The organism is Psychrobacter raelei, assembly GCF_022631235.3.
Taxonomy (GTDB): domain Bacteria; phylum Pseudomonadota; class Gammaproteobacteria; order Pseudomonadales; family Moraxellaceae; genus Psychrobacter; species Psychrobacter raelei.
Genome location: NZ_CP093310.2, coordinates 1 through 18,958, shown reverse-complemented (window position 1 = coordinate 18,958; position 18,958 = coordinate 1). Strand labels below are relative to the sequence as shown.

The following is an 18,958-nucleotide window of genomic DNA, read 5'->3' as shown; positions in this document are numbered from 1 at the left end:
TGGCAGCTTCTCATCCTAATAGTGGCGGTTAGCTTTAATGGTGCTCCTAAGTTTCGATAATGACTTTTAATGTAGCGGGTGGCTTTTATAATTAAGCCAGAATAGGCTTTAAAAGTTGGTTAGTTTAGCGGCCTATCTGGTATGTTAATATATAGGCACCTATTAGTTTTATTAAAGGATTAGCCCATCACTATTAATACAGGAGTCAACACATGACTAACACCAGTGGCCGTAAAGACAGCCACAAATCCAATCGACCCTCTCATTTGGACTCAGACGATTATTTACCTGACTTTATTAGGGCCACTACCCGGCATACCCGGCCACCTCGCTTAGGGACTTTTAATGCAGGTATGCAAATCTCGCAGCGCCGTCCCGATCATGAGCCTGATACCCGTATTGATAAGTTCACCTTTGGGATGGTATTGGCCATCTTATTGGGCATCTGTATTCCACTAATTTTCTTCCCAGAGCAAGGTAAAGAGTGGGTCGGTATTGCCCGTAATTTTGTCACCACTAATTTTGGTTTTGCCTACCTCACCTTTGGGGTGCTGGCGATGATGTTTGTGATTTACATCATCTTCTCTGATATCGGTAAAATTAAACTCGGTCGTCCAGAAGACACCCCTGAATTTGGCGATGCCTCTTGGGCAGCCATGCTATTTTGTGGGGGTATTGGTGCCAGTATCCTGTACTGGGGCTTAATTGAGTGGGCCTACTATTACCAAGGACCACCGTTTAATATTGCCGCAGGCTCCCCCGATGCCATCCGCTGGGCGACCACTTATGGCATATTCCACTGGGGCCCTGTGGCTTGGGCCATCTATCTGGTACCGGCTGTGCCTATCGCCTATTTTTATTACGTGCGCCAGACCCCAGTTCTCAAAGTCAGTCAGACCCTAATGCCCTTATTGGGTGAGAAGCTTGCCAGCAGCAACTGGGCTAAAATGCTCGATGTGCTGTTTGTGTTCGGTATGGTTGGTGGTGGTGCGACCACGCTAGGTTTGGCCTCACCCCTAATTAACGAAGGTCTGTATAACTTATTTGGCCTACCGCGCAATATTACCATGCAGTTGGCGGTATTGTTCGTGACCACCATGATTTTCGCTTATAGTGCCTATCAAGGTCTTAAAGGCGGTATTCAAAAACTATCCAATATCAACTTTTATCTTGCCGTAGCCTTCTTGCTATTTATTTTAGTAACAGGCCCTACCGTCTTTATTTTTAATACAGGTCTAGAGGCTTTGGGACGCTCCCTTACTGAAATGCCGCGGATGATGACTTATATTGAGCCGTTTAAAGACTTTGGTAGTTTTGGCTTTGAGCACACCACTTTTCCACAAGATTGGACCGTGTTCTACTGGGCATGGTGGCTAGTATTTGCACCCACTATTGGTCTATTTATTGCTAAGATTTCACGTGGTCGCACTATTCAAAACATGGTGGTGGGCTCTATGTTCTACGGCTCATTGGGCTGTGCAATGTTTATGATTATCTTGGGTAACTATGGCCTATATTTGCAGCTAACCGGTACCGTCGATGTGGTATCAATTTTAAACAATGAGACAGCCACGGCAGCTATTTTTGCGATTTTAAATAGCCTCCCCATGTCGTACTTGGTCATATCGGTATTTACCTTCTTAGCCATCATCTTCACCGCGACGACCTTTGACTCTATCTCCTATATTTTAGCGTCTGTGGTACAGGTAGAAGTGGATGATGAGCCGCACCGCTGGAACCGCTTATTTTGGGCATTTACCTTGTGTCTACTGCCAGCCATCTTGATGTTCTTAGGCGACTTGGCCACACTACAGACCGCCTCCATTATTGCTGGTGCGCCACTGATTATCATCTTATCTATGATGATGTTATCGCTGATTAAAGCGGCCCGTTACGACCTACATTATCAGCCAGATTACAACTTGAAAACCATTCATATTGAAGAGCTGGCCGAAAATGCACCTTGGGAAGAAGGCGAAACCTCTGAGGCTCCTGAGGGCTCAGTATTGGCACAGCAAGAAGAGTGGGAAACCATGATTGAGGATGAAGAAGCACAGCTTGCTGAAGAAGAAAAGCAAGATGAGCTCGATAAAGACTCAGATAAATAAGTTAGCTATTGGCTACAGTTATTGGTCAGATAGCCAGAGCCAGATAGCCAGAGACAGTACCTTTGTAAATCGTCTAAAACCAAAGCGGCGGAACTCATCAATGAATCCCGCCGCTTTTTATTTCATGTTGCAACTGCTTTAATGATTTAGTGCCTGTTTGATCCGCGCCAAGCCTTCAAGCAATACCGACTCTGGGCAAGCCACATTAATACGCATTTTTAGATGCCCTTCACTACCATAGCTGATACCAGCATTGAGCTCGACCTTAGCATCTCGTAGGCTGTCATATAGCGCCTGATTGTCGTCAGCATAAGCTGAGCAATCCAGCCAAATTAGATAGGAGGCCTCAGGGCGCATCACCTTGATATCGGGCAAATGTTTGGCCAGATAATCTACCGTTAACTCAATATTTTTTTCAATATAAGCCAGCGCCTGCTCAAGCCATTCGCCGCCCTGCTCATAAGCACTTTGCATGGCGCTATAGGCAAACATATTTAGCTCATATTCATCGTTTAAGCGCTGCTGATTGCTGATTTGTTTTAATAAAGCTTTGTCTTTTGCAAATATCATCGAGCCTTTGATACCCGCAATGTTAAAGGTTTTAGTCATCGAGGTTAGGCTGACCACCATGTGCTCATAGCCTGATGCCAAGTTTAAAAACGGGGTAAAGGTATGACCAGTTAGGGTTAGATCTTGATGAATCTCATCACTGACAATGGCAACTTGATACTTTTTACACAGCTCAAGCACCGCTTTTAGCTCATCTTTGGTCCATACTCGCCCGCCCGGATTGTGCGGATTACACAACAAAAACAGCTTCACTTTGTGCTTTTTAATCTTGGCTTCGATGTCTTCTAAATCAAACTCATAACGCCCGTTGACCTCTTGTAATGCCGAGCTGACAACTTTACAGCCATTTAGCTTGGTCTTGGCCACAAATGGTGCATAAATCGGATCATTGATCAGTACTGCATCGCCCACCTCAGTAAACAAATTGACCAGTAACGCAATACTGGGGACCACGCCGGGCGAAAACAGAATGTTACTGGCCTCAAGCTCTAGACCATAGCGGCTACTGTGCCAATTGATAATCGCCTGATATAAGCGATCGGTTTGTTTGGTGTACCCAAGAATGCCATGCGTAATAATCTGCTGTAGACTGTCTAAAATAGGCTGAGCGGCCTTAAAATCCATGTCAGCCACCCACAATGGAATGGTGTCATCTTCATAATGCCATTTGAGCGAGCCGGTGTTGTTTCTGTCGATTGCTTCATCGAAATTGTACTGCATGGTGGGGTTCCCGTAGTTAATGTCACTTGTATCTATGTTTAAGTGCTTTAAGTATCTATCCGCTCAAGCTCGATAATTGCTTTATTACGATAGTATAAGTCATCACGCACGCTAAAGCCCAATCGCTCCCAAAAGCCATTACCAATCTCATTGCGCTGAAAAATAAACAACCCAACTTTGCTAATAGACAATGCCTTCATCGCATCCATTACATGATTAACCAGTGCCTCGCCGATGCCTTGATTGCGATAAGCCACATCCACCGCAGTATGATAAATATAACCGCGTCGCCCATCTTCTCCTGCGATAATCACACCAACGATGTGTCTACCTTTTTGACCTTCAACCTCTGCAACAAAGCTTAGCGTTGGATTGCGCTTGAGCATCCGTGCGATACCGTCTTTAGAGTCATCAACGTCATTTAAACCCATATTGGGCGTGTTTATCCATAACTGGTATACAGCTTGGTAATCATTGAGGGTCATTTGGCGGATGGTCATGGGATTGGCCTTGTTGTTGGTCTAAGATAGTTAAAAGAATAACATTAAAACACCCACTTCTATGGTGTATATTAAGATTACAATTAAAGCGTTACCTATCCATTTTCAGCCCATTAATACTTTGATTTAATTTATAGAGATTTATCACTATGACCTTATTTAATACAGCATCACCTAAAGCATTAGCCGCGCTTTTATTCGCATTTGTAGTACCACTTACGGCATGTCAAACCACATCAACTAGCCAACCAAATATGCAATCAACCCAACAAAAGTCCAAGATAGCTGCGGATATAGAAAAATTAACTTATGACTTAAGCTTGGTTGAGGAAAATCATCTCGAAACTAAACTTGCAGGCGATACTTATATTTTGGACACTTTTATCGTGCCTTTTGAGCAGCCTTATTATGTGTTGGTGCGCCGGACAGATGAAAAACGTATTAGTAAAAATGCGGCAGAGTTAATTGCTGAGACTTATATTCAGCCACGTGGATGCACGGAACCATTGAAACGCCGTGAAGACTTAGATAAGCAAAATGCAAAAGGCTCTGTGCATTTGGTAGGGATTGAGTGTTAGATAAGGTTTATTAAGCAGCTATTTTAAATGGCAACTTAACTATCAGCCTATGCTAATTTCTTTCCATGATAGGTGAGGCTATCGTGAAATTACAGCCCACCTACTTCATAAGGAGTTGGAAATGCAAAATGAATCATACTCTTCGGACGCTCCAGTTTCTAAAATAGACGACGATGAGTTCTCACGTTGGAGTTTCTCTGAAAGAGTTGCTCAAGTTATCGCTGACAGGAAAGACTCAAGCAGTATTGTTATTGGTCTATATGGTGCATGGGGTGATGGTAAAACTTCAGTACTAAACTTTATCGAACAATCTTTGGTTGGTACTGACGATGTCATCTGTATTAAATTTAATCCGTGGCGATTTGGTACTGAAGACCAGCTTTTAATGGGGTTTTTTAATCAAATTGCTGATGCATTGGATAAAAAGTTAACCACTTCAGGAGATACACTAAAAAATATTGGAAGCAAAATAATACAACCCTTATCTAAGATGGCGAATGTTGAGGCTGTAGGAGATATTGTCACCTCATTTATATCCATGCCTGATATAGATATTTTTAAAACAAGAACCGAAGAGCTATTAGAGACGTCCAAAAAACGTGTTTTGATTTTAATCGATGACGTTGATAGATTAGACAAGACAGAAATTCACTCTTTATTTCGCTTAGTTAAGTTAACAGCAGACTTTAAATACACCTCATACATCCTTGCTTTTGATAAAGATATTGTTGCGTCCTCTCTACAAGATAGATATTCAAACTCTCAAGGTAATTCAGGTGAGGCTTTTCTAGAAAAAATAATTCAAGTGCCATTAAATTTGCCACATATTGATAGATCAACGTTAAGGAGGTTTTGCTTTCAAGGTGTTGATGAGGCATTAAAATTAGCTAACATCGAGTTAACTCAAGAACAAGTTCAAAGATTCCACATCAATTATCTATCTGCTTTTGACGACCATATATCTACGCCCAGAAAGGCAAAGCTCTATAGCAATACCCTTATGTTTTCCTTACCCATATTAAAAGGTGAGGTTAATCCCATTGATGTAATGCTTATTGAAGGTATCAGACTCTTTTATCCAAAGCTTTACGACTTCATAAAAAATAATCAAGATTTATTTGCAGGTACTTTTATTTCGAGTCAATATGGAAACGATGATGCAAATAAAGAACATATCAGAGAACTAATTGATGAGACCATATTAAATCTCAATGTAACAGAAAAAGAAGGCATAATAGAGTTACTTAAAGATATATTCCCTAGGTTACAAGCCGTTTATAGTAATACCTATCATTCTGGAGATTCCCTTAAGATATGGGATAAAAACCAGAATATTTGTTCTAAAAACTACTTTTTTAGATATTTTGGATACTCTTTACTGCCCAATGACATCTCTGATACTAATCTCAATCTGCTAATACAGGATATAAATAATTGGCAACAGCCTTATTCGATTGAGACTAATCCGTTATCTGTAGTTTTGACTCCTGAAAATGCTGATAGTTTAATACAAAAGCTGTATAAAAAAGTTGCAAGTATAGATTCAATAGGCGCTAATCAAATGGCGATTGCTATCACTCAAGTTAGTGAAAAACTACCGGCTGAAGACAACTTCATGTGGGCAGATGCTTATACACAATCGACTTGGCTAATAGCTGACCTTATACTTAACGTTTCTAAGGTTGAGCGAGTTGAAGTCGTTAAAAATTTATTTAACCATGCAAATACGATTGACTATCAAACAACAATTTTCAAATTTTTAAAGCATGACCAAAGAGATAATGCACAACCAAATTATCTTAATTCAGAAGAAATGAGGGATATCGGTACTCATTTAGCAAGAAAAATATTAGCTGAAATTCAAGATAAAGATATTACCTTAGATGAGGAGAATCCTACATCTTATATATTTTGGTTACTCAATAAATATATTAATCAAGATGTCGTCAACGACTATATTGAAAAGATAATAAGCTCTGATGATAATGCTATTTATCGAATACTTGATGCACATACTTCTACTTCAAAAAATTTACTCGATGGAACGAATAGTAAAGGTTTATTCGAGAAAGATACATACGAATATTTATCTAAAAACATAAATTCATCTATAATTTTTGGAAAACTAGAACAAAGCTGTTCTGATCTATTATATGACCTTAAAGAATATCCCAAAGTAAATAAGCGAGAATACGATAGAAAGAGAACTATACTTCAACAATTTGCATGGCTATATAAACAAGACTGGTCACATCGAGAATTTGAGTTTTTATCTAATTCAGTCAATTCAAAAGTTTTATTATTCAAATAAATCTGAATCTTGAGATATAAAGTAAAACTAAATCTGAACCCTTTTAAGAACCGCAAACCCTGCCGTAGGAGTGGTTTAGCCCCGATTGAAGCGGATATACTGGTGGCTAAAGTGGGCTGCATAAGCTTGGTTTTGCGTGGCGCGCAAAGCAAGCGACGCGCCAAACCTTAGCGCATCGCCCCACTTAAGACGACAGATAGCAGCGAAAAGCGGTATTGGCTGCCTACCTAGTTATCTGATTGACAACCGCCCTGTCACACCCTAAAACCCAATCGTCATCTTCCAATAAATCAGCACCGCACTCATACTAAAAAACGAGCCAATGGTGGAGACAATCACGATGGCAGACATACGATTGACCAGCCCATAATGCTGACCAATAATAGCAATGGTCGAAAATACGGGGGCTGAGGCAAACAGCATAGCGACATAGTTATCTTGTAAGCTACCGCCTGATATCATGCTGATGGCCAGCAGTATCATCAATGGATGCACAATCAGCTTACCCAGGCCAATAGTAGTAATCTTAGGCAAATCACCCTTTAGCTCAAGCCCATACAAGCTCATCCCAATCACAAATAGCGCAACAGGAGCGGCCGCACCCGTAAGCATTTTAATGGTTCCAGCCACTATTGAGGGGATAGGCAGACGAAAGATAGAAAACACAATGCTGACCACAATAGAGATAATCAGCGGATTACGGGTAAAGTTTTTGGTGATACCTAACAACACGCCGGCCAATGACTTACCAGAATTTCCGTTCAGCTCTGCCATGATAAACAGCATCGGCAGGATCAGTAGGTTTTCAATAATGACGCCCATCGATAGATAGCTGGCGGCAACACTTGAGCCAACAACCATAGCCGCAACGGCATAACCGATAAAAGCACTGTTGGAGAAGGATAGCGCTGTAGAATTCAGCGCAGCAGAAACATTGTCTTGTTTCCAAATAAGCTTGGTCAGCATCAGACCGATGACAAAGGCCAGCAGCGAGCCAAGCCCATAAATAATGAGATAATATGGCCGTATCACCTCTTCAAAGGGCATATCAGCAATTGCATTGAACACCAAAGCTGGCAAAGCAATCTTTAACACCAGACTGCCCATGCCTTTGGCGTGCCTGGGGTCAATCACCTTCAATCTTACCGTTAAATAACCCAGCGCGATAATGATAAAAATAGGGGCGGTGATGTTAATAATATCCAACATATATAAGGTTGCCTCTTATCGGCAGGGTAGAAATACAGATCGCTCAAAGGCGGTATTGATGATAATCGACTCAGTTCGCCCTGGTTTCATTCAAACCCAGGGCAGTGTTATTTGGTTTATTTTTAGTCTATTTTTGGTCTACTCAAGCCAAACTTGATACCACCCAATTAGCTGAACCCTGCTTTTTAAACCAAGCATTAAAGGGCGGCTTGGGGCTTAACGTCCCTTAAAGTTGGCCTCACGGCGCTCAACCATCGCCATCACGCCCTCACGGGCATCTTCCGACTCAAATAAGGGCGGTAAAAAGCTGTGGATATCGGCCATAGCACTGTCTGCGCCATTGCGCGCGCCGTCTAATGCAGATGCCAATACCCCTTGCACGCCCAGCGGTGCCGCCTTGCTAATCTCAGTTGCCAGCTCGTAGGCTCGGTTATACTGCTCACCCTTGGGTACCACGTCGCTGACCAGACCTAATTTGTCAGCAGTATTGGCATCAAATGGCTTACCGGTTAATAAATACGGCATGGCTTTTTGCCAACCTGCCGCCGCCACAAAACGCACCGTCGCTCCGCCAAACGGCATGATGCCGCGCTGCACTTCCATCTGGGCAAAGTTGCAGTCGTCACTGGCGATCACCACATCGCTATTTAGCATCAGCTCAATACCCGCCGTGAAACAAGTACCTTGTACTGCCACTACCACAGGCTTGGTACGCAGCTTGCCACTGATGCCCCAAGGATCGATTTGAGACTCATCAAACGCAAACACCCCTTTATCAAGCTTGTCTTGTAGTTCCATGAGATCCAGACCTGCGGTAAAGTGCTCGCCATGAGCAAAGATGAGCGCACAGCGTAGCTCGCTATCGGCTTCATAGTCAGTTAGTGCCTTTGATAACTGGGCAATCATATGGCTGTCAAAAGCATTACGTTTATCGACTCGGTTCAGACCGATTAGGCAGATGTGGCCATCTTGTTGATAAGTGAGACGAGTGAATGGGGCATTATTTTGACTATTATTGCTCATTATTATTATCCTTTTATAAATCATAGATGACGGCATTTAGCTCGTATTGTTTTTAGCTCAAGCGAGCATCTCTTTCACTATAATCTTATGTACAAGGCTTAGCAAACCTCGCAGATATGTAATTTGTTGAGTTTCAGCGCGATGTTATTGCCCCAAACCTGTTAAACTAGCGGCAAGATTGCCAAAACTAAAAAACAGCTTAATATTGTAAACTTTTTAAAGAAAACACCTTAAACGCAAGATATTGATTTTATTATAAATTTTAAATCATTAATTGATGATTTTTTGTTATAAAAATAGTTATCCACAGCTTAAAAAACCTCTGAAAGCCTTGATAAACAAGGTCTTTAGAGGTTTTACACACATTAATCATAGCCAGTTATTATTTTTATCGCCTATCTTGGTTCATCACCGTTATACCTCAGGTTTCATTGCCTATCTATTTTAATTATCCACCCCTCACATGAATAAGTTTTTACGACTATGACACACCCTGTAACGCCAAAAAATACCACCCGCCCTACACCTGCTAATAAGCCTGCTGCCAGCACATTACATCCGCGCAATCCGCATCAAGGTCGTTATGATTTTGATAAGCTTATCAAAGCCTTACCTGAGCTTGAAAAACATGCCATTACCAATCCGAGCGGTGAGGCGACGATCAACTTCTCGGATGCCGATGCGGTATTAACCCTCAATAAAGCGTTATTGGCGCATCATTACAACATTAAATACTGGGATTTACCCAAAGGTTATTTGTGCCCGCCTATTCCTGGCCGTGCCGATTATATTCATCAAGTAGCAGACTTACTTAACAATAACAACAGTGGTTCAGAGAACAAAAAACCACATGTGTTAGACATTGGCACCGGTGCCAGCTTAATTTATCCAATTATCGGCAGTCAAAGCTATGGCTGGTACTTCACCGCCACCGATATTGATCCTGTGTCTATTAATACCGCCAAGGCCATTTGTGAGATTAATCCCAATCTAAAAAAACTGGTCACTGTCAAACAGCAAAAGAACCCAAAAAATATCTTTAAAGGCATTATCGGTGAACACGATTATTTTGATATCACTGTGTGTAACCCGCCGTTTCACGGATCAATGCAAGACGTGCTGGATGCCAATAATCGCAAACAAAGCAAACTGCAAAAAAACCGTGCCCGCCGCAACCCCAATGGCCAAGCCAACAAGTTTGCTGATGCCAAAAATAACCTAAACTTTGGCGGTCAAAACGCAGAGCTGTGGACCGAAGGCGGTGAGTTTGCCTTTATTAGCCGCATGATTAATGAAAGCGTGGATTATGCCCAGCACGTCAACTGGTTTACCACCCTTGTATCGCGTGCCGAAAACCTAAAACCGCTTGACGCCTTACTGCGCAAAGTAGGCGCCAGACAAATCAAGACCATTAATATGCAGCATGGTCAAAAAGCCAGCCGCATTTTGGCATGGCGCTTTAAATAAGGCTGGAACAACTTACCTGATGACACTGTAAACCAAAAAAGAGCCTGCGTTATGACGCAGGCTCTTTTTTATTATTAACAGGCTAACCACTTTATACTTGGCTACTTTATACTTGACCACTTTATACTTGACCACTTTATACTGTGCCACTTTATATAGTCAAAGAAGTCTAAAATGGTGACAAGGCAACCGAGCGTAAGGTCTACAAATGCAGGTTTAGCGAGGTTAACACCGTAACTGTTTAGTTGTTCGCCGACGATAGCTATAAAACCATCTTGATACCAATGGCAATCAGCACCACACCGCCCACGACTTCCGCTTTATCTTCAAGCCAGGTTCCTGATTGACGGCCTAAATATACCCCAAAGAAGCTAAATAAAGCGGTCACAAGCGCTATAATTAAGCAGGCCAGCCAAGCATTGACGGCTAATAAGTTTAAGGTAAATCCTGCTGCCATCGCATCAATACTGGTAGCAATCGCCATCGTGCCCATCAGTTTGTGATCGACGCTCTGATTGTCATCTAGCCCGAGCTCCTCTTCTTCATGGTCACCCTGTATGGCCTCATATAGCATTTTTGCGCCCAGACCAATGAGGATAATACAGCCAATCCAAGGGGCTGCGGAGGCCAACCATCCAAGCAAAGCTGATCCCAATAAATAGCCAATCAAAGGCATCACGCCCTGAGCCACACCGAAGTAAAGTGCTGCCATCAGTGCCAGCTTTAATAACATAGACTTTGCCTTTGCTGCGCTTGAAAAGGCAGTATTGGCCTGTTTTGCCCCCAGTCCAATAGACACAGCAAACGCATCCATTGCTAAAGCAATGGCCAAAAATAGAACGTCAATCATGGGTTAATTTCCTAAGCACTCAGCAACGGCAGCTATTATAGCTGAAAAGTAAAAACCAACTAAAAACAGAGAACAAAAAACTTATGTTTCACGTGAAACAAAAAAGCCACCTTGCTAGCAAGATGACTTTTTTATTAGTGATTTAAGTCGTTATACGTTGTCCATTCTCTTGACTACTACTGGCTTTAACTACTAAGCGTTTAGATATCAAGATTGGTAACGGTTAAGGCATTTTCTTCAATGAACTGACGGCGCGGCTCTACATCATCGCCCATCAAGCACATGAATAAATGATCAGCGGCAATCGCATCCTCAATGGTGACCTTTAACATACGGCGGTTCTCAGGATCCATGGTGGTGTCCCAAAGCTGGTCGGCGTTCATCTCGCCCAGCCCTTTGTAGCGCTGCACAGACAGACCACGACGGGCTTCTTGCATCACTTGTTGCCATAGATGATCAAAGTTGCGAATCAGAGTATCTTTGGTGCCACCAGCTGTGGTATCACGGCGGATAAAGGCGGACTCTGTCAGCAACGTATTCCACTGTTTTGACAGACGCATCAAGCGTGCGTATTCGCCTGAATTAAAGAAGCCGGCATCAAGCAGATAATGCTGTGCCAAGTTATGCACGTAAATGGTAATACGAGGCAACCACTGCGGCTTGGTTGATAGCATGTCGCTGTCTTGACCTTCCACAACTTCGGCATCTTCAATATCACTATTCGGGCTGTCTACTTTTGCGCCGATTTTAAATTTAAACTGATTGTTGGCATCTTTAGCCGCTTCAGACAGCTCATCTGTGCGCGGCGCATGGATGTTATCAAGCTCAATGGAGGGGCGCAAATCACTACCGAAGTGCTCTAGCTGAGCCTGCAACTGCTGCTTCCACTCAGTCATGGCATCGAAGTCGTAAGTCATGTCTGTAGTCAGCTTAGGCACATGAGTCAAAGCATCGAGCAATATTGCAGGATAACGAATCTGCAAACGTGCTTTCACCAGTTGTGTTTGGTTATAATCGTTTAATAACGTCTCTAAGGCTTGACCGGTAATGGCTGGTGCATCTTCACTAATGTGTAGATTCATCTCATCAATCGTCGAGGATAATAGATACGCTTTGAGCGCCTCATCATCTTTTAGATACAGCTCTTGACGGCCTTTTTTTACCTTGTACAAAGGCGGCTGAGCAATATAGACATAGCCTCGTTCGATAAGCTCTGGTGTTTGACGGAAGAAGAAGGTCAAAAGCAGCGTACGAATGTGTGAGCCATCCACGTCGGCATCGGTCATAATGATGATTTTGTGATAACGTACTTTATCTGGATTGTATTCATCGGGGCCAATACCACAGCCTAGCGCGGTGATTAACGTACCGACTTCAGCAGAGGATAACATCTTGTCAAAACGGGCACGCTCAACGTTTAAGATCTTACCTTTAAGCGGCAAAATAGCCTGAGTCTTACGGCTACGACCCTGCTTGGCAGAACCACCTGCTGAGTCACCCTCCACAATATATAATTCAGACAATGCTGGGTCTTTTTCTTGGCAATCAGCCAGTTTACCGGGCAGACCAGCGATGTCTAAAGTGGTTTTACGACGCGTTAATTCACGTGCTTTACGGGCTGCATCACGAGCACGGGCCGCATCAATAATCTTATTGGCAATAGATTTTGCCGCACCTGGATGCTCAAGCAAGTAGTCATTAAACTTGTCATGCATCGCTGATTCAACAGCGGATTTCACTTCGCTCGATACCAGCTTGTCTTTGGTCTGACTTGAGAATTTAGGATCAGGTACTTTGACCGAAACAATGGCGGTTAAGCCTTCACGCGCATCGTCGCCTGTGGTGTTCACTTTTTCTTTTTTAACCAGTTTTTCATTGTCCATATAGCTATTTAGACAACGGGTTAAGGCTGAGCGGAAACCTGATAAGTGAGTGCCGCCATCTTTTTGTGGGATGTTGTTGGTAAAACACAGCACTTTTTCATTATAAGTATCTGTCCACTGCAGTGCCGCTTCCACAACGATACCGTCTTCTTGCTCACTGACAAAATGAAAGACATCATTTAGGCCTTCTTTGCCAGAATTGATGTAAGCCACAAACTCCGATAGCCCACCTTTGTGCTCGAACACATGCTGTTTGTCTGTACGCTCATCGGTTAGCACAATGCGAACCCCTGAGTTTAAAAATGACAACTCGCGTAAACGCTTGGCTAAAATATCAAAGTCAAATACGGTACCGGTAAATACCTCTGGGCTCGGATAAAAACGAATTTGAGTACCTGTCTTATTGGTTTTTTCTAATTCTTGAATATCGCTATCTGGTACGCCATCGCTATAAGTCTGCTGATAATGGTGGCCTTCACGCCAAATATTCATCTCAAGCTTTTTGGATAAGGCGTTCACTACTGAGACACCCACACCGTGCAAGCCGCCTGACACCTTATAACTGTTGTCATCGAACTTACCACCGGCATGCAGCACGGTCATAATGACCTGAGCGGCCGACACGCCCTCTTCAGGATGCACATCGATAGGAATACCACGGCCATTGTCCATCACACTGACCGATTCATCTTCATGGATGATGATATCGATTTGGTCACAGTGCCCTGCTAATGCCTCGTCAATTGAGTTGTCGACTACTTCAAACACCATGTGGTGTAAGCCAGTACCGTCATCAGTATCCCCGATATACATTCCCGGACGCACGCGTACAGCTTCAAGGCCTCTTAATACTCGAATATTTTTTGAGCTATATTCTTCTGGCTCTGCACCTGCTGGTAAGTCTGTGGCATCGACCCCTTCAGGCAAGCCTTGTACTAGCGCTTGCTCGGTATTATGGTTTGATTCACTCATGTTATATCCTTTCCTAAAACGGCAATGCTGAGAGTATCAGCAATTCAAATGGCGTCGTGGCTTTATAGCTGACCTGTCAACCTTCTCTAATCTTCAGTTTTGGCAGTCCAATCTTGCCAAATACTAGGGTCACTATGCCAATAAATTTAGTATAAAACTTATTCACTATTATAGCATTTTTTAGTCATAAAAGCATGCACTGTACAGGCGTCAATTGCCGTAAACTGTAGGGTTAAGCCCCCTTTACTCAGTCATTTTTTGTATATGCCCTTGTTTCACGTGAAACCTTTGCGCCTGCGGCCAATACTGTTTAATTTGCGGCATAATATCGCCATCCAAACTGGTAATAAATATCTGGCACGACAACTCAGAGAGCGTCTTAAGCAAGATACTCAGCGCCCTTTCATCCAGCTCAGCAGTGATATCATCTAGTAAGACCACAGGTAATATGGCATCGCTTAAAGCCGAAGGGTGTGGTTGGTCTTCAGAGGCGCTATTAGAGCCTATAACAGTGTCTGTCACAGCGGCAGAATCAGTGAGCGATAACTTTGTGGATAGTTTTGTGGATAGTAAAGGTAGCTGAGACAAGCGAAGTGCGGTAATTAACAGTTTTTTCTCACCACGTGATAATACATTAGCAGCCTGCTCTCGCACGTTACCTGTCAAGGTATAAGCGGTCTCATCTTCCCAGTTATTCACATCCTCTATATTATCCACAAGGTCTGTGGATAACTTTATGTCAGCATGAGAATGAATATTGGAATGGGCAGCAGTCTGCGCCATACCCGATGTTTCAGCAGCTTGCTGTACGGTCTGTCTAGCCTGTGCATCTTCAAGCCAAAGCACCTGTATATCCGCTCTATGACAGCCAACTCGGGTATAACCCGTCTGAAAATCCTGCGCCAGACGCTGCTGCAATAACTCATCTAAAGGCTGATCCGTGTTGTATCCGGCAGAGAACCTGAGCTGAATAAAAGGAGCGTAATCTGGCAACAACTGCTCAATTAATTGATTGAATAAGGGCTGCCACTCCTCAAATGCCTCATGGCGATAATGAGTAATTAAAGCGGCATGATTGGCCAACCCCTTGTCCCAAGCTGCCAACTCTTGTCTTTGATAATCGGACAAATACCCAGACTGCCTTAAAATAGTATTGCGCTGCTTTAATAGACGTTGGTAAGCCAACCACTGTGCATGAAAGCCAGGTTTCACGTGAAACGTTATCCAGTCTAATAACTGACGACGACTGCTGCTACCTATTTCAAGCACATCCATCGATGAGGGATCAATGAGCAAGGTGGGCAACTGCTTAGCCAAGGCACTTTGTACATATACTGTCTGCTGATCTAAGCGCAGAATGGTGCTGGCATCTTGCGCCTTTTGGATGGCCATACTGCTGCCATTGGCAAACTTGGCATGGACAGTGGCGTGCGCAGCATGATGTGAGATATAGCGCTTGGGCTGATGATGACGAAAGCTTTTACCCCGCGATAGCAGATACAATGACTCTAGTAAAGAAGTCTTACCACTGCCATTGGCACCCACAAACACGTTACACTGCCCGACTTTGATATTAACGGAATGCAAATTACGTAATTGATGAATGCTCAGTTGCGTCAGCATAAAAAAACCTTCAAGCTATGAATAGATATCGATAGAGTTGTAAATAGCCTGACTTACTTTAAGCCAGCCATAGTTAGCATTATGACAGCAATCATTGCGATTTAAATATGCATATTGTATTTAACATAATGTCAAAACATCCTTGCCATAAGATTATGTTAAATCAAATCGGTAATTACTGACTATAGTTTTAGGAAAAGTTATCCACAGCTTATCCCCATAAAAAAAGCAAAACCTTAAGTTTTGCTTTTTTATTATGGCATTAGCTTTTAATATTATGGGACAGCATAAGCGGTTAAATACGCATGGGCATAATGACATATTGGTGTTGGCTGTCATTGAGCTGATTTACCAATACCGAGCTATTAGCTTGACTCATGTGTAGTTGCACATCGCCGCCTAAGACATCGAGTACATCTTGTAAATAGGCTGCGTTAAACGACAACTCAATCGGGGCACCTTGATATTTTACTTGTAAGGCTTCGACTGCTTCATCCTGCTCAGCATTATTGGCACGTACTTCGACATTGCCATCTTGCGAGAATTTAAAAATAACCCCGCGCGACTTTTCATTACTTAAGATAGAAACCCGTCTTAAGACATCGGTCATTTGTTCTTTATTAGCCAGTGCTATTTTATCAGTATTATTAGGCATAACTCGGCGATAATCAGGGAATTTGCCATCTATTAAGCGTGCCGTAAAGGTCACACGTACTGAGTCATCAATCTGGCCTGTGCTGTCCACACTACCAAAAGGTAGGCTTACTTGTAAGAACTCACGGCCAAAGCTTAAGGTGAGGTTACCATCATTACCCCCCACTAATTTACCCAGCTCATTGGCCAAACGCTCAAGCTCAATAACTGCTTTGCGCGGTAAAATAGCCTGCATGCTAAAATCATCTGCCACTTCAATAACACTACGAGCCAAAGCCAAACGGTGACCGTCTGTGGCAACCGTGGTGAGCTGACGCTGCGACACTTCAAATAACATACCGGTAAGGTAATAACGAACATCTTGAATGGCCATCGCAAACTGCGTCTTAGCCATAAGATCCATCAGCACATTGCGGCTTAAGGTGAGCGGCGTAATATTGGCCGGATTACCCAATATTGGGAAGTCTGCAGCTGGCAATGTGCCCAGTACAAAACGGCTTTTGCCACTATTAATCACGCAGCGCTCATTACTCTCCGCTGCAAGGTTAATCATGGTGTCTTTAGGCAGTAGCTTACAGATTTCATGTAATTTAGATGCCGGCAGCGTGGTCGCACCAATACTACCTGTGGCACCATTACCAAGCTTAACTTGTGCGCTCAGCTCTACTTCTAGATCTGAGGCCGTCAAAATCAGTAGCTGCTCAGTAACCTCTAGTTTAATGTTACCCAAAACGACCATGTTATGGCGTTTGTCTGCTGCTTTAGCAATTAGATTAATGGCTTTTAAGAGCAGTTCACGATTGATAGACAGTTGCATAATATAGGACTCTTTAATGGGGTCTTAATATAAGTTAATAGCCAATTTAGTATTGATTATAAAGCTTAACACTCACTATGACACAAGGATGCCGTTATAAACTGTAAATAACGGGTTATGGCATGTTTTATAAATACCAAAAAAAACCAGATCAATGCCATTAATAGTGACCTGTTAGTATACCCAAATAACAAAGTACACACCACAAACACCCCTGCCCCAGCGACTAAATAAGGCTGAAGTCAGGCCAGATTGTAATCTTATCCCGCCTGTAGAGTCATAGATAAGGCTTTATATTCTTTATCCAACACCGGATCTTCGCTACGCAGTTGAGCAATCTTATCACAGGCGTGCATGACTGTGGTGTGATCACGACCGCCAAAAGACTGGCCAATATCAGGGAAGCTGTCTTTGGTTAATTCCCGAGCCAGGGCCATGGCAATTTGACGAGGACGCGCGATGCTACGGGTGCGTTTTTTACTCATCAAATCCTTCACCGACACATCATAGTACTCCGCCACCACCTTACGTATGTTATCCATACTTACCGCTTGCGAGCGAATGGCTATCACATCTTTTAGTGCATACTGCACCATGTCAAGGTCAATGGGATTCCCGGTCAAGTTGGCTGTGGCCACCACTTGGTTTAATGCCCCTTCTAAACGTCTGACATTCGACACCACGTTTTGAGCAATAAATAAAGCGCACTCTTTGGGAAGATCAACCCCTGATAGATGAGCTTTTTTCTGCAGAATCTGCATGCGTGTTTCCATCTCAGGCGGCTCAATCGCCACAGCCAGCCCTGATGAAAAACGTGAGCGAAATCGTTCATCAAACTCTGTCATCTGTGACGGATGACGATCTGAAGCTAGGATAACTTGCTTGCCCTCAACCATAAAATCGGCAAATAACGACAAAAACTCATTGCTGGATTTATTTTTGCCCGCCAACACATGCACGTCATCAATAATCAACAAGTCCACCCGTTTAATCTTACGTTTGAACTCTTCAATCTTCTGGTTACGTAGTGCATAGACCAGCTGATTGATAAACTTCTCAGAAGAAAAATAGTAAAACGTTTTACCAATTTTCAAGTATCGATGTGCCACAGAGTGCATCAGATGCGTCTTACCGAGACCAGAAGGTCCGTACAAGAACAACGGGTTATGACGATTCTGCGATTGTTTTTTGCCAAGCTCCTGACAGGCTTTGTAAGCCAGCATATTAGACTTACCACTGACAAAGGTCTCAAAAGTAAAATAGGGATTGATATAACTAAGTGACTTATCTGACGCCATTTGGGCGGCATCGGCATCCTCTTCATTTTGAGTCTGCAGATTTTGTTGAGCACTCATCACCACAGGGCCATTTTGCGCACTGGCTAGGGTAGTGTGACCCGCTTTCGTCTGCCCACCAGAGTGCACGCTACTTTCCACTTGAATCACAACTTGACGTATTTCGCCATTGCTATGCTGCTTAGCCAATACTTCAATTGCGGCAAAATGATGCTGCTGTACGTGGGAGACAAAATACTGGTTTGGAGCAAGCAACTCTAGCTTATCCCCAATGATATGAGCTGAAAGTGGACGCAGCCACATCGTAAACTCATTTTCTTTGAGCTGATATCTTAAGTCATTAAGACATCTATCCCACAACGACAAACTATCTGACAT

Annotated in this window: 13 protein-coding genes; 4 read left to right on the top strand and 9 right to left on the bottom strand. The window is 43.0% G+C overall.

Translation table 11 applies throughout. The annotated features are described in order from the left end of the window. Window positions 1-212 precede the first annotated feature (212 nt). Complete coding sequence (locus MN210_RS00065) at window positions 213-2,108, top strand: BCCT family transporter (RefSeq protein ID WP_083757349.1); 1,896 nt, start codon at window positions 213-215, stop codon at window positions 2,106-2,108. 138 nt (window positions 2,109-2,246) lie between these two features. Here MN210_RS00065 and MN210_RS00060 read toward each other — a convergent pair whose 3' ends face one another. Together MN210_RS00060 and MN210_RS00055 are read right to left on the bottom strand one after the other, a co-directional pair. Then, window positions 2,247-3,398, bottom strand: a complete 1,152-nt coding sequence (locus MN210_RS00060) for a MalY/PatB family protein (RefSeq protein WP_338412342.1) — start codon at window positions 3,396-3,398, stop codon at window positions 2,247-2,249. A 47-nt stretch (window positions 3,399-3,445) separates the two neighbouring features. Further along, the gene (locus MN210_RS00055; RefSeq protein ID WP_241878811.1) at window positions 3,446-3,898 is read right to left on the bottom strand and encodes a GNAT family N-acetyltransferase; all 453 of its coding nucleotides are present in this window, start codon (window positions 3,896-3,898) and stop codon (window positions 3,446-3,448) included. 149 nt (window positions 3,899-4,047) lie between these two features. On the opposite strand from MN210_RS00055, the gene MN210_RS00050 reads away from it, so the two are divergent. Continuing rightward, window positions 4,048-4,476 (top strand): hypothetical protein, encoded by a 429-nt coding sequence (locus MN210_RS00050; RefSeq protein ID WP_011959307.1) that lies wholly within the window; start codon window positions 4,048-4,050, stop codon window positions 4,474-4,476. Window positions 4,477-4,597: 121 nt separating this feature from the next. Beyond that, a complete protein-coding gene (locus tag MN210_RS00045) occupies window positions 4,598-6,787 on the top strand; it encodes a KAP family P-loop NTPase fold protein (RefSeq protein ID WP_338412341.1) in 2,190 nt (729 codons plus the stop codon). A 261-nt stretch (window positions 6,788-7,048) separates the two neighbouring features. Here MN210_RS00045 and MN210_RS00040 read toward each other — a convergent pair whose 3' ends face one another. Further along, the gene (locus tag MN210_RS00040; protein ID WP_241878808.1) at window positions 7,049-7,996 is read right to left on the bottom strand and encodes an AEC family transporter; all 948 of its coding nucleotides are present in this window, start codon (window positions 7,994-7,996) and stop codon (window positions 7,049-7,051) included. 216 nt (window positions 7,997-8,212) lie between these two features. Beyond that, window positions 8,213-9,019, bottom strand: a complete 807-nt coding sequence (locus MN210_RS00035) for a crotonase/enoyl-CoA hydratase family protein (protein WP_241878807.1) — start codon at window positions 9,017-9,019, stop codon at window positions 8,213-8,215. A 483-nt stretch (window positions 9,020-9,502) separates the two neighbouring features. On the opposite strand from MN210_RS00035, the gene rlmF reads away from it, so the two are divergent. Next, window positions 9,503-10,486: a 23S rRNA (adenine(1618)-N(6))-methyltransferase RlmF gene (rlmF, locus tag MN210_RS00030; RefSeq protein ID WP_338412340.1), complete on the top strand. Its 984-nt coding sequence runs from the start codon at window positions 9,503-9,505 to the stop codon at window positions 10,484-10,486. A gap of 262 nt (window positions 10,487-10,748) precedes the next feature. Here the strand turns inward: rlmF and MN210_RS00025 are convergent, their stop codons facing one another. The 5 genes from MN210_RS00025 to dnaA all read right to left on the bottom strand — a co-directional run bounded on the left by MN210_RS00025 (window position 10,749) and on the right by dnaA (window position 18,958). Then, window positions 10,749-11,336: a manganese efflux pump MntP gene (locus tag MN210_RS00025; RefSeq protein WP_011959302.1), complete on the bottom strand. Its 588-nt coding sequence runs from the start codon at window positions 11,334-11,336 to the stop codon at window positions 10,749-10,751. A gap of 200 nt (window positions 11,337-11,536) precedes the next feature. Next, complete coding sequence (gene gyrB, locus MN210_RS00020; RefSeq protein ID WP_155587223.1) at window positions 11,537-14,191, bottom strand: DNA topoisomerase (ATP-hydrolyzing) subunit B; 2,655 nt, start codon at window positions 14,189-14,191, stop codon at window positions 11,537-11,539. A 243-nt stretch (window positions 14,192-14,434) separates the two neighbouring features. Further along, complete coding sequence (recF, locus tag MN210_RS00015; protein WP_338412339.1) at window positions 14,435-15,814, bottom strand: DNA replication/repair protein RecF; 1,380 nt, start codon at window positions 15,812-15,814, stop codon at window positions 14,435-14,437. A 295-nt stretch (window positions 15,815-16,109) separates the two neighbouring features. After that, the gene (dnaN, locus tag MN210_RS00010; RefSeq protein ID WP_338412338.1) at window positions 16,110-17,285 is read right to left on the bottom strand and encodes a DNA polymerase III subunit beta; all 1,176 of its coding nucleotides are present in this window, start codon (window positions 17,283-17,285) and stop codon (window positions 16,110-16,112) included. Window positions 17,286-17,545: 260 nt separating this feature from the next. Continuing rightward, on the bottom strand, window positions 17,546-18,958 hold the full coding sequence (dnaA, locus tag MN210_RS00005) for a chromosomal replication initiator protein DnaA (RefSeq protein WP_011959298.1): 1,413 nt from the start codon (window positions 18,956-18,958) through the stop codon (window positions 17,546-17,548).

Bases quoted from the DNA above. Each gene is read 5' to 3' on its own strand.
- MN210_RS00040 (WP_241878808.1), bottom strand. From the start codon at position 7,996: ATGTTGGATATTATTAACATCACCGCCCCTATTTTTATCATTATCGCG.
- MN210_RS00045 (WP_338412341.1), top strand. From the start codon at position 4,598: ATGCAAAATGAATCATACTCTTCGGACGCTCCAGTTTCTAAAATAGAC.
- recF (WP_338412339.1), bottom strand. From the start codon at position 15,814: ATGCTGACGCAACTGAGCATTCATCAATTACGTAATTTGCATTCCGTT.
- MN210_RS00035 (WP_241878807.1), bottom strand. From the start codon at position 9,019: ATGAGCAATAATAGTCAAAATAATGCCCCATTCACTCGTCTCACTTAT.
- MN210_RS00060 (WP_338412342.1), bottom strand. From the start codon at position 3,398: ATGCAGTACAATTTCGATGAAGCAATCGACAGAAACAACACCGGCTCG.
- MN210_RS00025 (WP_011959302.1), bottom strand. From the start codon at position 11,336: ATGATTGACGTTCTATTTTTGGCCATTGCTTTAGCAATGGATGCGTTT.
- MN210_RS00065 (WP_083757349.1), top strand. From the start codon at position 213: ATGACTAACACCAGTGGCCGTAAAGACAGCCACAAATCCAATCGACCC.
- dnaN (WP_338412338.1), bottom strand. From the start codon at position 17,285: ATGCAACTGTCTATCAATCGTGAACTGCTCTTAAAAGCCATTAATCTA.
- MN210_RS00050 (WP_011959307.1), top strand. From the start codon at position 4,048: ATGACCTTATTTAATACAGCATCACCTAAAGCATTAGCCGCGCTTTTA.
- rlmF (WP_338412340.1), top strand. From the start codon at position 9,503: ATGACACACCCTGTAACGCCAAAAAATACCACCCGCCCTACACCTGCT.
- dnaA (WP_011959298.1), bottom strand. From the start codon at position 18,958: ATGTCAGATAGTTTGTCGTTGTGGGATAGATGTCTTAATGACTTAAGA.
- gyrB (WP_155587223.1), bottom strand. From the start codon at position 14,191: ATGAGTGAATCAAACCATAATACCGAGCAAGCGCTAGTACAAGGCTTG.
- MN210_RS00055 (WP_241878811.1), bottom strand. From the start codon at position 3,898: ATGACCATCCGCCAAATGACCCTCAATGATTACCAAGCTGTATACCAG.